Here is a 12,634-nt window from a genome sequence, read left to right on the forward strand (position 1 = left end):
CATGTCTATTTGATGATTTTGTACTGTAATAATTGATCTAAATTGGTGAAGTCAGGCTCTCCAAAGGTGATCTGACCTTCGCCTTGCAACACCATCGAATCACGGTGAATTCGGATCGGGTCGTTGTTGTTTTGTTTGACCCAGGAGCCGTTGGTACTTTCATCGGTGTATTTGAAATTGCCACTACCAAACTGGATGTCGCCATGCAAACGTGAGGCCATCAGCATGCTCACCTGGATGTCACAATCATCGCCCCGCCCGATGGTTTTGGTGGGAGACTGATCGGTCATGATTTGCTTTTTGCCGTTCAATTCCAGTTGCAGTTGAGATTTGCTGGTGGGCACCTTGATGTCCAGTGCCGAAGTCACCCGGGTCACCTGGCTGGTGTCCTGTTGCCACAACACTTCGATGATTTCCACCGGCATCAACTTGCCTTTGACTTTGGCTTTGCCCAGTGAGCGATGACTCAAAAACGGTGGCAACAAGCAGGTTTTGAAGGTGATGGAGTTGGTGATGATTTGGCCCTTCTTGGCATAGCCAGTCATCCTGGCTGCGACGTTAACGGCATCGCCAAACACATCGCCATCTTCTTCGATCACCACACCAAAATGAAAACCCACGCGGATTGATATGGGGTGGTTACCCAACACAAAATTACCACTGACGGCATTTTGCATGTCAACCGCGGCCAACAAGGCGTGGTTGGCTTTGGGAAACACACACATGATTTCGTCACCGATGGTTTTGACCAATTCACCTTGGTGCTTTTCGGCTTCCTTAAGCAGCACATCCAACACCGAGGCAATGGCGGTGCGGGCTTCTTCATCACCGTGTTTCTCAAACAACGTGGTGCTTTCGGCGATGTCGGCAAATAATATACAAAGTTCAGTCAACGAAACCCTCAGAATCAATCAATTGTTTTAATATCCTTGTTTCACTTGGCAACACCAAATTGGCGGCATCGGCCAACGGCGTGAAGGTGTCGGCTCCGGTGACCAATCTGACATAAGGACATTGAATGCCCTGTTCTGCCAAGATCGAGATGATGCCCTCGCCCACACATGCAGAACGTCGGCCTTCATCCACAATGATTATTCTAGCAAACTTTTCGCATTGTTTCTTGATTGCTTTTGCATTCAATGGCTGCAACCAGCGCAAATCCATCAAACGCACTTTGCTCGGGTGCTGTTGCTCAAAGCGTCGGATGGCCCGCAAACTCATCAACACCCCGTTGCCATAGGTGATGATCAGGATGTCTTCGGCCTTGGGTTGATAGATTCTGGGCGCGCCCAAAGCCGTGTATTCACCGGGTTTGGGGTATGGGAAGTTCCAAATACCATCACCTTCTTTGAACAGGTCTTTCTGCATGTACAAGGCAATGGGTTCAATGAACAGCGACACCCGTTGATTGACCTTTGACAGGGCCACCAAAGTGCGCATCATGTTCACCGCATCATCGCCGCGTGATGGACAGGCCACGATCACCCCGGGGATGTCGCGCAAGGCCGCAATGGAATTGTCGTTGTGGAAATGGCCACCAAAGCCTTTCTGGTAGCCCAGTCCGGCAATGCGCACCACCATGGGGTTGCTGAACTGGCCATCGGAAAAGAATTGCAAACTGGCGGCTTCACCGCGGATCTGATCGCAGGCGTTGTGAAAATAGGCCAAATATTGAATTTCTGGGATCGGTAACAAGCCCAAAGTGGCATAACCCTGGGCCAAACCCAAAATGGTTTGTTCATCGAGCAAGGTGTTGAATATGCGCTTGGGACCGAATTTCTGTAACAATTGTTTGGTCACCGTGTACACCCCACCCTTTTGTGCCACATCCTCACCGAACAGCAAAGTTTGCGGGTATTTGTGCAGCAAATCCTGCAAGCCTCGGTTGATCAAGATGGCCATGTGTTTGGGCGGTTGGTTTTCTGGCAGGGCTTGCTCACTGCCAAAAAATGCCTGACGGGCGGCTGGATCTGCGACCCGAGCCGCTTCTTGGTGAACCGCGTCTTGGTCACAGGGTGCCAGTGGCGCCATGACCTGTTGTAAGGTGGTTATTTTCTGCTCATGGTGCGCCCGATTGGCTTTTTCCATGCATTCGTCATAAATGGACCGGTACTGGGTCAGGATGTCAGCAGCTGACATCAAGTCATGGTCCATCACCAGCGCCGCTGTGCGCCACAATGGGTCCTGGGCTTCACAGGCTTCCAGTTCTTCCAGACGCCGGTAATCCACCTCAAAATCAGTACCGGCATGGCCCATCAAGCGGGTGGTTTTCAGGTGCAGAAACACCGGTTTGCGTTCCCGCCGACAATAATCCACCGCGGCTTTGACCTGGTGATAACCTTGTGCCAAATCCAGACCGTCGGCATAAAAATACCGCAAGCCGGGACGGTTTTTGAAATTTTCACTGATCCAGTTTTCTGGGGTTTTGACCGAAATGCCAATACCGTTGTCCTCACAAACGAACAAGATGGGGGTTTTTAAGCCCTGGAATGCCGACCAGCTGGCTGCATTGAATGCGCCTTGGGCGGTTGAGTGGTTGGTACTGGCATCGCCAAAATTACACAGCACAATGGCGTCGTTCGGGATGGCCATGTCGATGGCGCTGCGTTGGGCCAATTCAATGCCCAAAGCACAACCCACCGCTTTGGGTAAGTGGCTGGCAATGGTGCTGGTTTGTGGGATCACCCACAACGGCTTGGAACCCCACACTTTGTGGCGGCCACCAGATGCAGGATCGCTTTGGCTGGCCGCAAAGGACAAACAGGTGTCCCAGATCGGGTCAATCCCAGCCACTTGCCGAGACCGCTGCATCATCAAACCGCCACTGCGGTAGTGCAAAAAGGCCGGATCGGTGTGCCGCACCAAATCTCCCAGCATCACATTGCCCTCATGCCCAGAAGAACCAATGGTGTAAAACACCTTGTTTTCCAGTTTCAACTGCCGGGCCATCATGTCCAGTTGTCTGGACCTGATCTGTGATTCAAACAATTCCAGCAACTTCTCCGCGGTCAAACCGGCTGCGGCTAAATTCTGGGCCCTTGGTTTTGTGACGTGTTGTTGAACAAAAGCCACAAAGTTTTCATCAACCACGGCTGCGCGGTTGATGACTTTGCTTGCCGGTGCACCCATGATCAGAACGCGTTCTTGCCAGTCAGCTCACGACCCACCACCAGTTGGTGGATGGTTTCGGTGCCTTCATAGGTGATCACACTCTCTAAATTCAACATGTGTCTGATGGCCACGTGTTCGGTGGTGATGCCGGCACCGCCTAACATGTCGCGACATTCGCGGGCGATGTCCAGAGCCATGCGCACGTTGTTCCATTTGGCCAGCGAAATCTGCGTGGGTTGTAATTGGTCGGCGTCTTTCAGCTGCCCCAGTCTCACCGCCACCAATTGCGCGGTGGTGATGCGGCGTGACATGTCGGCCAGTTTTTGCTGGATGATTTGGTTGCTGTCCAAAGTGCGATCAAACAACACCCGCTCTGCGGTGTAATCCAAAGCTTCCTGCAAACAGGCTTGGGCAGAACCAATGGGGCCCCAAGAAATGCCGTAGCGGGCATTCGATAAACAACTCAAAGGCCCTTTCAAGCCTTTGACCTTGGGCAAACGATTGGCATCAGGCACCCGCACATCATCAAAAAACAACGCCGAAGTCACCGAGGCACGCAACGACATTTTGCGGTGGATGGTTTCGGTGGCAAAACCAGGCATGTCTTTTTCCACGATGAAACCTTGGATGCCGTCTTCGGTTTGTGCCCAGACAATGGCGATGTCGGCAATCGAACCGTTGGTGATCCACATTTTTGAGCCATTGATGATCCAATCATCACCGTCTTTCTTGGCCACGGTTTTCATCGAGGCCGGATCAGAACCGGCGTGTGACTCGGTCAAACCAAAACAGCCGATGATGTCACCTTGGGCCATGCCCGGCAACCACCGCTCTTTTTGTGCCTCACTGCCAAAGGCATCGATGGGAAACATGCACAATGAACTTTGCACCGAAGCAAAACTGCGCAAGCCGCTGTCTCCCCGCTCCAATTCTTGACAAATCAGACCGTAGGCCGTGTAATTCAAACCCGCACAGCCGTAGCCTTGGATGGTGCTGCCAAATAATCCCAGTTCAGCCATTTCCGGTATCAGATCCATCGGAAATTCATGGCGATCGAAGGCCGGACCGATGATCGGAATGACGCGCTCATCAACCCAACGGCCGATGGAATCCTGCACCATCAACTCTTCCTCAGACAACAGTGCTTTGACATCAAAAATATCTAATTTGTCGATTTGTGACGACATGTGTATCCCCATTTAAAAACATGAGGCAATATTCTACTCGACTGCTGACGGCAGGGGTAGGCCCGCGGATCAAATATTCACCACAGAATGGACTGGTTCAGTACGGTGAGGACGACGCGGTTGCCAAGGGACAACCGCGCCAGGTTGGGGACAGGATTCAGCTTTCGCTTTGGCCGGTGAACATCAAATATTTGGTCAATTCGCCATCGTACTTTTCAGCGGTGGCGGTGATTTCATTGGTTTTATCAATGATGTATTGTTTTTGGTACTCAATTTGGTTCTTGACCTGCTTGATCTGTTCCAAGAACACGTCTGACACCACTTCACCGCTGCGCTCTTTATCGGCTGCCCGACTCAGTAAGTCATTGTGGTTCTTTTCTTGAATCACCAGATTTTCTTTGGCCGTGGCGATGTTGCGCTCCAGAGCTGAAATGCGCTCCTGTTTCAAGCGCTTGATTTGGTCGGCACTGGAATAAGACATCAAAATCTTGTTCTTTTCAGCCGCCAAAGCAGCGGCTTCACGCTGTTGCTGTGCTTCCAATTCACGCTGTTTCTTGAATTCTTCCATGCGCGCTACTTTTTGTTCATCGGTCAGGTCTTTCTCAACGGTTTCCTTGACGACCCCGTGTTCACTGAGTTCTTTGTGCTCATTCCTGATTTGATCGGGTGGCACTTTGTCGCTGTAATGGACTTTCCCATCTTCATCAACCCATTTATACAGTTTGGCTGCACTGGCTGGCATGGTTACCAGCATCGTCATGGCCACAATCACAATAATTTTCATAATCATTAACCTTTGGTAAATAAAACCAACAAAGCCACCATCACCAACCACACCACCAGCATGCGTTTGAGTACCGCAAAGGTGGTGTGTTCAATGATGTGGTCTTTGTTTTCATCTTCAGTTTCAATTTCGCACTTTGCAACGGCGAAATCCATGGATTTATACAAGAATTGACAGTTCATTGTCTGCAATGTTTCACGAGTTAAATATTGTTTACAATGTCGCCAAATCCGATCAAAGTCACTGGCCAGCGCCAATGACGCGGTCATCAACACAGTGACCGGGAATTCCAACACCCGCAGGGCATGCGCCGCAAAAGGGCTGGCTGGTTTTATGTGGTGTACCAGATAACAGGCCACGCGGTAAGAAATGGCCCCGTAGATGCCCAGGACCACATACCAAAAGAACACCCCAAACCAGCGTTGCAAGGCGGCATCCGTCATGGCCGTGACCACCGCACTGGTAGGGGCATCGGTCGCGACATTCAACCGCTGTTTGATCTTTCGACTGGCCAGATCGCCGGCAATGGTGTCAGGACCCAGGCAGTAGTACAACACCGCCACGCTGGCCAACAACAGACCGATGCCATCATGATACAAGTCCAGCACGCCAGCAAACACAATCCACAACACCAGATTGGGGATCAGCATCAACCAGACCCATTGCAGCTGTGCCGATGCAGTCCAGCCGGATATTTCACGGTGCAGTGATTTGATCCAGGCAAACGACTTCAGCCAACCAGGCTTGTCTACGGAGTGGTACAAGGCAAAGGCAATGATGATGGCCAATAATTTCATGCAAACGTTGTCATTCTATATCATAAAGATTTTAACACACCACACATCATTCACGGGTAAAGATGGCCATGGACTCCACATGCGAGGTGTGGGGAAACATGTCCATCACCCCGGCGGTTTGCAAGGTGAACCCCAATTCATTGACCAAACGATCGGTGTCCCGTGCCAGACTGGCCGGGTGACAAGACACATAGACCAAAGTCTTGGCACTGGTTTGGGCAATCAGTGGCAAGATTTCCCAGGCCCCGCTGCGGGGAGGGTCAATCAACACCTTGGTGTAAGGCTGTTGCAGCCAGGCACTGTTGCTGTGATCTTGGGTCAAATCCGCTTGAAAGAACTCCACGTGATCCAATTGATTGAGTTGGGCGTTGTGGCGGGCCCGTTCAACGAGTTGGGCATCCCCTTCAACCCCCACCACAGTGGCAGCGGTTTGCCCCATGGGCAAAGTGAAATTACCCAGGCCACAAAACAAATCAAGCACTTGATCTTGTGGCTGCAAGTCCATGGCCTGCAAGGCTTGGTCAATCATTTTGGCATTCATGTGGCGATTGACCTGAATGAAGTCATTGGGTAAAAATTCATAGCGCAGGCCATAGTCGGTCAAAGCAAAGCCCAGTGGTTGCTCATAGGCCGCCAGTGGCATGACGGTGTCTGGACCTTTTGATTGCAAGAATATTTGTAAGTCATGTTGTTCACTGAAGCGTTTGAACAACATCAAATCGTCCGAGTTCAAGGGCTTCATGTGGCGGATGATGATGGACATAACGCCATCACCCAAAGAGCATTCCACTTGCGGGATGAAGGTTTTGATTGAAGTTTGGGCAAACATCTCGGCCAGCGGTTGGATCAACCGGGCCAGGGGTTTTTCCAACACCTGACAATCGGTCATCTCGGCCACAAAGCGGCCATTTTTTTCCCGAAAACCCACCAACATTTTGTCTTTGGCTGTGACCCATTTGACGCTCAAACGGGCCCGCCGGCGGTAATGCCAATGGGTGTCGGTCAAGGGTGGCAGCCATTGCTGCGGTTCCAGATGAGAAATCTTCTTAAAATTATTCCTTAAGGTATTGAATTTAAATTCAATTTGTTTCTCTTCTTTCAGGTGCATCATGGAACAGCCATTGCACACTGTATAAAACTCACAAGCCGGCTCGACCCGATCCGGCGAGGCACTGAGCACTTCGGTCGCAAGGGCTTCATTGTAGTTGCGGGTTTTGCGGTTCAGCTTGGCCATCACCACTTCACCTGGCAAGGCGTTTTGCACAAACACCACTTTGTCATTCCATTTGGCCACACCCCGGCCGTCGTGACTGAGGTCTTCTATCCGCATCTCGATGGGCTCTTGGGGCAATTTATGCCGTGATCTTCTGCTCATGTTTTACTGCTTTGATTCCCTTTTATGTGTTACTTCTTGACCCACTGACCATCGGCCGCTTGGTACAACCACCCGCTTTTGGCTTGATCAATCCATTGCTTCACAAACGCATCGCGAATTTGTGCTTCCCACTCAGGGTGGTTGTTGGCCACCGCCATTTCACGGTACAAGGCATCGCGATCCCGGTTTTCATCGGCCACCAGCTTTTTGATTGACTGGCGCTCTTTGAGACCCAATTGACTGACGTCCACGGCTTCCACCAATCCGTCGCGGGTAAAACCCACCACGCCACTGTCCAAATAGCCCCGCAAGCCAGCGTTCATGCGCTCGATCATTTTGTTTTTCAAGGCGGTGATGGCTGGCGAGGACAAATCGATGTTGGCTTGGTTCTGAGCTTGGGCCGTGCCGATGAACCAATTGATGGGGTTCATGTTGACGGCCAGTTGGCGCATGAAGGTTTCATCCAACAGGTTGGATTGATCGTCATCATTGGTCGGCTGTTCCTGCAACACGTCTTCGACGAATTCTTTGGCGGCATTTTCCACCTCAGCAGCGGGAAAATACACATTGATGGTGACACAGGCTGCCACCCAGACAAAAGAAAACAACAACATTGATTTGGACCATTTGTTCATAATTGGCTTCCACAATAAAATTGGCCTCATTATACATCTTTCGGATTAATGTAATCTGAATGTTTATGCTGCTGGAAGCGGTTGTTGGGTATCAGTTGTAATTGGCATTCAGTAGGCGACTGATGAACTCTTCCCAATTGATGGCGCGCACAAATCCGACGATGTTGATCTTGGGGATGCCACCGCCCTCCACGATGACAAATTGGTTGCCCTGGTTTTTCAACCCACCGATCAAACAAACCGAATTGTGTAAGCGACAGCTGAGTTTGATTTTGCGGTATCTGAAATCATCAAAAAAGCGCAGAAAAGTATTGGAAATGGCCCCTTTGATGCCGCCCAGCGAGGAGATGTTTTCAATCGCCCTTTGGCTGATGATTTGTTTCACCCCTTTGGTCTTTACGGTATAGACTTGCGCGTCCAAGCGATCGGTTTTCCAGTTAGTGACCCGCAAGCCCATCACCGACCCATGCAAGCGCCCGGTGATCAAACCAAAGCCAAAAGTTTCGGTCAATACCGACAAATCAAAACCGGCAAAGGTCACGTCGCCCGCAATCACCGGAGCCACCCCAAACAAGCGTTCCATGGCCAGATTGGCCACTTCCATCTCGCCACCAAAGACTTGCAACTGCAAAGCCCCCAAGAACTCGATCACGCTGTCCCGCTTGACCATACCCGGTATGTCGCCGCTGATGCTGCCAGACATCACCGGCCAACCCATTTTTTCGGTGATCAAACGCAATGAAATCGGCAACACTTTGGCTTGGATGTCCATGTCGATGAATTCGGAAAACAGCTTTTCTGCCCGCAGTTCCTGCAATTCAATGGCCCCATCAAACACCGGAAAGGCATGTGGGCCCAACAAGTGGATGCGGTCCGCTGAGAAGTTGAAGGTGGCCGCTGCCTCACCAATCGGTAAACCAGTCAACAACAACTCCTGCCATTGCAAGGTTGAATCGGCGGCCGTTCCTTGGGCCCGCCATTGGACTTCACCGGTCAAGGCATTGGCTGCCATTTTGCGCCGTTCATTGAGGAAATAATAGTCATCAAATACCATTTGCCAATGATCAAACTCGCCCTGCTCTGAGGTGGCGCTGATGTTGAATTGTCCAGACATCTCACTGCCACCAAAGCCATAAATGCCCAAAATGCTGCCGGTGATTTGTTGGTTGAAATGATGGCTGTCAAACACCTGCAGCTGCAGCTCGGGCTGTCGCCATGCCAAGGCTTGATTGAGCTCCACGGCCAGTGACAGGTGCATGGATTGTGGGTTTTCCAGGCTCAAATTCACAGCATACCAGCCCCGTGATACTGGTTTGATTTGGCCTTCGATGGTCACCGGAAAAGCATTGAAATCCACATACAGCTGATCAAACAGCATTTCACCGCCATCAAGCTGGATGGTAAAATTCAGATCGGATGTTGGCCAGTCCAAAGCCGCCGACAATTGGCCAGACAATTCGGCCAAAACCACGTCATCAGAATGCTCATAACTCAACCCCTGGAATACTACTGGACTGGCAGTGGTCACGTGTTGTTGCTGCCAATCCAACAGCAACCCACCGGTCAATTGGGCGTCTGGCTGTGGCCCCGCCGCCGGCAACACCGCCGCCATTTCCAGTAAGGTCGACAAGGGCAGCTGTTGCAAAACCACCTGTGCCTGGGTTGATCCTGAATCCAATGATATGGTGACGGTTTTGGCGAAGTCTGACAGCGCCACTGACCAGGTGTTGCGCAACCAATCGGCCATGGCGTCGAGCTTGAAGTGGTGGGTGTTGGCGCCAAAGACAAACGCCACCTCGCCCCCTGCACATTCATGACTGGGATACAGCCCCAGCGGTTGTGGGCAGTGGAAAGTCACCTCGCTGAGCTGCCATTGTTGCCGCCAACTGAGTCGCTCCAGTTGCCAGCTGGTACCCGTTTCGGTGCTGGTCATTGACAGCCCAGTTAACTCCCACGCATCGGCTGACTCATTGGCATGGACGGCACAACTGGCACTCAAGCAACAAAGCGCTTGCAAAAAGGCAGCAATGTATTTATTCTTATTAGCGAAGGACACAGAGCGTGGTTAATGGACAAAAATTTCATTTTAGTGGTTGACGACAACCACATCAATCGACTTTTTTTCGAATCTTCTTTTAAAAAGTATGGCCATGCTGTGGCCTTGGCAGAAAGTGGCTATCAGGCCGTCGAAATGTGTCATCACCAAACCCCCAAGCTGATCTTGATGGACATTCGCATGGATGGCATGGACGGCATTGAAACAGCCCAGTCCATCAAACGCTTGGCCAACCATTCGAACACACCGATCATTGCGGTGTCTGCAGAACGCTTTGACTGGCAACAACATCCGGCATTTTGTGACAGCTTGTTGAAACCCGTGAGCCAGGAAAACATCCAAAAACTGATCCATGAACACCTCCTTCAGGAACCGGTGTTTGACCAACAACAGGCCTTGAACATTTCTCACCAGGACCCTGACATTGTGCACAAGCTGCGCCACATGCTGGTGCAACAGTTGCCACAAGATCAAGCAGAGATCAACCGCTTATTCAAAGCCCAACAATGGTCTGAATTGGATGCTTTGTTACATAAAATGGCGGGATCCGCACGGGTGTGTGCGGCCAGTTTGTTGCTGCAGTCGATAGATGCCTTGAAACAGGGATTGTCAGATCAGACAACCAGAACCGATTTGCTCGAGCAGCTGAATGATGCCATTCAGCAGACCATCAGTCATTAAGAACCGACTTTGTCTTTGACCTGTTCTTTGAGGTCTTTACCGGGTTTGAAGTGTGGTGCGTATTTGGCGCCCAATGGCACGGGTTCACCAGTCTTGGGGTTGCGTCCCATGCGCGGATTGCGTTGTCTCAGGGTGAAGCTGCCAAAGCCTCTGATTTCAATGCGATCACCATTGGCTATGGTGGTGCTCATGTGGTTGATGATTTCGCGGACAGACAAGCTGATGTCAGATTTTGATAATTCACTGCCTTCGAATTGTTCAGCGAGTAAATTAATGAGTTCTGAGCGTGTGATTGAATCTTTCATTGTGCTTAATTATAACTAAACCATTGAAAATGAAAAGATAATTATGCCATAAAAATGAAAAAAGGAATCGAGCATGAACTGCCCGATTCCTTTTGATCTGAAGTTAAAATGGATCAGTCGTCCATTTGTTCTTTCAGGATGTCGCCCAAACTGGTGGTACCTGAACTGCCTTTTTTGTACTCATTCAAGACATCATTCAGTTCATCAGTCTCTTTGGCCACATCAAACGCTTTGATCAAGCCATGTACACCTTCGTCCAATTCCACAATGGCTTCTTTCTCGTTGACTTCAATCACTTTACCAGTCACCAAAGAACCTTTGGGGTTGTTCGCCACGTATGAACCAAATGGGTCTTGGGCCAATTGCTTGATGCCCAGAGAAACCCGCTCGCGTTCGGCGTCAATGATCAACACCACAGCTTTCACCAAGTCGCCTTTTTTGTAGTTGCGAATGGCGGTTTCACCCGGCTCATTCCAAGAAATGTCAGACAAGTGAACCAAACCGTCGATGCCACCTTCCAAACCAATGAAGATACCAAAGTCGGTGATGGACTTGATCTTGCCTTCAATGACATCGCCTTTCTGCGCGTTATCAGAGAAGATCACCCACGGATTCGGCTTACATTGTTTCATGCCCAAAGAAATGCGTCGTTTGTTCTCTTCGATTTCCAAGATACACACTTCAACTTCATCGCCAGGTTGGACCACTTTGGCTGGGTTGATGTTTTTATTGGTCCAATCGATTTCTGACACGTGCACCAAACCTTCGATGCCGTCTTCGATTTCCACAAAGCAACCATAATCAGTGATGTTGGTGACATTACCGAAGTGACGTGAACCCACTGGGTGACGACGCGACAAGTCTTTCCAAGGATCTTCGCCCAATTGTTTCAGACCCAGAGAAACGCGTTGTTGCTCTTTGTCGAATTTCAACACACGAACTTCCAGTTCCTGGCCGATTTCAACCACTTCAGATGGGTGGTTAACGCGTTTCCAAGACATGTCGGTGATGTGCAACAAGCCGTCGATGCCACCCAAATCCAGGAACGCACCGTAATCGGTCAAGTTCTTCACAATGCCTTTGACAATGGCGCCATCTTCCAATGAATCCAACAATTTTTCGCGGTCCTCTGAGTAATCAGATTCAACCACGGCACGGCGAGAAACCACCACGTTGTTGCGTTTTTGGTCCAATTTAATGACTTTGAATTCCAAGTCTTTGCCTTCCAAGTAACCGGGGTCACGGACGGGTCTGACGTCAACCAAAGAACCTGGCAAGAACGCTCGAATGTCTTTCAATTCAACGGTGAAACCACCGCGTACTTTGGAGGTGATCTGTCCAATCACAATTTGATCGGTGTCCATGGCGATTTGCAGTTGATCCCAAACCAGCATGCGCTTGGCTTTCTCACGAGACAACACGGTTTCGCCGAAACCATTTTCATATTTTTCCAGAGCCACTTCGACTTCATCGCCGATTTCGACTTCGCCACCAAATTCTTGGATGTCAATCACACCCTCAGATTTCAGACCGGCATCAACGACCACGTAGTTGTTTTCAATATCAACCACGGTGCCTTTAACGATGGTGCCTGGGATGATGTTTTTACTGGACAGCTCGGTTTCGAGCATTGTTTCAAAATTTTCACTCATTATGTTTTCCGGTAAACCAAAGGTCGGTTTACCCAAGTCTTCTGCACCAGC

At 50.3% G+C, this 12,634-nt stretch carries 11 protein-coding genes; 1 reads left to right on the plus strand and 10 read right to left on the minus strand.

Features of this window, described 5'->3' with window-relative positions:
* Positions 1 to 5 precede the first annotated feature (5 nt).
* The 8 genes from K7G70_RS10475 to K7G70_RS10510 all read right to left on the minus strand — a co-directional run bounded on the left by K7G70_RS10475 (position 6) and on the right by K7G70_RS10510 (position 9,888).
* Complete coding sequence (locus tag K7G70_RS10475; RefSeq protein WP_223788591.1) at positions 6 to 893, minus strand: adenylate/guanylate cyclase domain-containing protein; 888 nt, start codon at positions 891 to 893, stop codon at positions 6 to 8.
* Positions 886 to 3,129: a thiamine pyrophosphate-dependent enzyme gene (locus K7G70_RS10480; protein ID WP_223788592.1), complete on the minus strand. Its 2,244-nt coding sequence runs from the start codon at positions 3,127 to 3,129 to the stop codon at positions 886 to 888. The genes K7G70_RS10475 and K7G70_RS10480 overlap by 8 nt, the downstream gene beginning before the upstream one ends.
* A 2-nt stretch (positions 3,130 to 3,131) precedes the next feature.
* Positions 3,132 to 4,298: an acyl-CoA dehydrogenase family protein gene (locus K7G70_RS10485; protein WP_223788593.1), complete on the minus strand. Its 1,167-nt coding sequence runs from the start codon at positions 4,296 to 4,298 to the stop codon at positions 3,132 to 3,134.
* A 157-nt stretch (positions 4,299 to 4,455) separates the two neighbouring features.
* Complete coding sequence (locus K7G70_RS10490; protein ID WP_223788594.1) at positions 4,456 to 5,082, minus strand: DUF4124 domain-containing protein; 627 nt, start codon at positions 5,080 to 5,082, stop codon at positions 4,456 to 4,458.
* Positions 5,083 to 5,087: 5 nt separating this feature from the next.
* Positions 5,088 to 5,879 (minus strand): hypothetical protein, encoded by a 792-nt coding sequence (locus tag K7G70_RS10495; RefSeq protein ID WP_223788595.1) that lies wholly within the window; start codon positions 5,877 to 5,879, stop codon positions 5,088 to 5,090.
* A 46-nt stretch (positions 5,880 to 5,925) separates the two neighbouring features.
* The gene (gene rlmD / locus K7G70_RS10500) at positions 5,926 to 7,254 is read right to left on the minus strand and encodes a 23S rRNA (uracil(1939)-C(5))-methyltransferase RlmD (protein ID WP_223788596.1); all 1,329 of its coding nucleotides are present in this window, start codon (positions 7,252 to 7,254) and stop codon (positions 5,926 to 5,928) included.
* Between the two features lie 29 nt (positions 7,255 to 7,283).
* The gene (locus tag K7G70_RS10505; protein ID WP_223788597.1) at positions 7,284 to 7,889 is read right to left on the minus strand and encodes a YdbL family probable chaperone protein; all 606 of its coding nucleotides are present in this window, start codon (positions 7,887 to 7,889) and stop codon (positions 7,284 to 7,286) included.
* A 91-nt stretch (positions 7,890 to 7,980) separates the two neighbouring features.
* Positions 7,981 to 9,888 carry a hypothetical protein gene (locus tag K7G70_RS10510; protein WP_223788598.1) on the minus strand — a complete coding sequence of 636 codons (1,908 nt, stop codon included), beginning with the start codon at positions 9,886 to 9,888 and terminating at the stop codon, positions 7,981 to 7,983.
* A 69-nt stretch (positions 9,889 to 9,957) separates the two neighbouring features.
* Between K7G70_RS10510 and K7G70_RS10515 the strand changes: the two genes are divergently transcribed.
* Positions 9,958 to 10,626 carry a response regulator gene (locus tag K7G70_RS10515; RefSeq protein ID WP_223788599.1) on the plus strand — a complete coding sequence of 223 codons (669 nt, stop codon included), beginning with the start codon at positions 9,958 to 9,960 and terminating at the stop codon, positions 10,624 to 10,626.
* Here K7G70_RS10515 and K7G70_RS10520 read toward each other — a convergent pair.
* Together K7G70_RS10520 and rpsA are read right to left on the minus strand one after the other, a co-directional pair.
* Positions 10,623 to 10,919, minus strand: coding sequence for an integration host factor subunit beta (locus K7G70_RS10520; protein ID WP_223788682.1), 297 nt, complete (start codon positions 10,917 to 10,919; stop codon positions 10,623 to 10,625). The two genes, K7G70_RS10515 and K7G70_RS10520, sit on opposite strands and share 4 nt — an antisense overlap.
* A 125-nt stretch (positions 10,920 to 11,044) precedes the next feature.
* Positions 11,045 to 12,583: a 30S ribosomal protein S1 gene (rpsA, locus tag K7G70_RS10525; protein ID WP_223788600.1), complete on the minus strand. Its 1,539-nt coding sequence runs from the start codon at positions 12,581 to 12,583 to the stop codon at positions 11,045 to 11,047.
* Between the last annotated feature and the right edge of the window lie 51 nt (positions 12,584 to 12,634).

This window comes from Marinicella meishanensis, assembly GCF_019931145.1.
GTDB classification, from domain to species: domain Bacteria; phylum Pseudomonadota; class Gammaproteobacteria; order Xanthomonadales; family Marinicellaceae; genus Marinicella; species Marinicella meishanensis.

What these genes read in the sequence shown, in the direction of transcription:
- K7G70_RS10485 (WP_223788593.1), bottom strand. Translation starts at nt 4,298, where the DNA reads ATGTCGTCACAAATCGACAAATTAGATATTTTTGATGTCAAAGCACTG.
- rlmD (WP_223788596.1), bottom strand. Translation starts at nt 7,254, where the DNA reads ATGAGCAGAAGATCACGGCATAAATTGCCCCAAGAGCCCATCGAGATG.
- K7G70_RS10515 (WP_223788599.1), top strand. Translation starts at nt 9,958, where the DNA reads ATGGACAAAAATTTCATTTTAGTGGTTGACGACAACCACATCAATCGA.
- K7G70_RS10490 (WP_223788594.1), bottom strand. Translation starts at nt 5,082, where the DNA reads ATGAAAATTATTGTGATTGTGGCCATGACGATGCTGGTAACCATGCCA.
- rpsA (WP_223788600.1), bottom strand. Translation starts at nt 12,583, where the DNA reads ATGAGTGAAAATTTTGAAACAATGCTCGAAACCGAGCTGTCCAGTAAA.
- K7G70_RS10480 (WP_223788592.1), bottom strand. Translation starts at nt 3,129, where the DNA reads ATGGGTGCACCGGCAAGCAAAGTCATCAACCGCGCAGCCGTGGTTGAT.
- K7G70_RS10495 (WP_223788595.1), bottom strand. Translation starts at nt 5,879, where the DNA reads ATGAAATTATTGGCCATCATCATTGCCTTTGCCTTGTACCACTCCGTA.
- K7G70_RS10505 (WP_223788597.1), bottom strand. Translation starts at nt 7,889, where the DNA reads ATGAACAAATGGTCCAAATCAATGTTGTTGTTTTCTTTTGTCTGGGTG.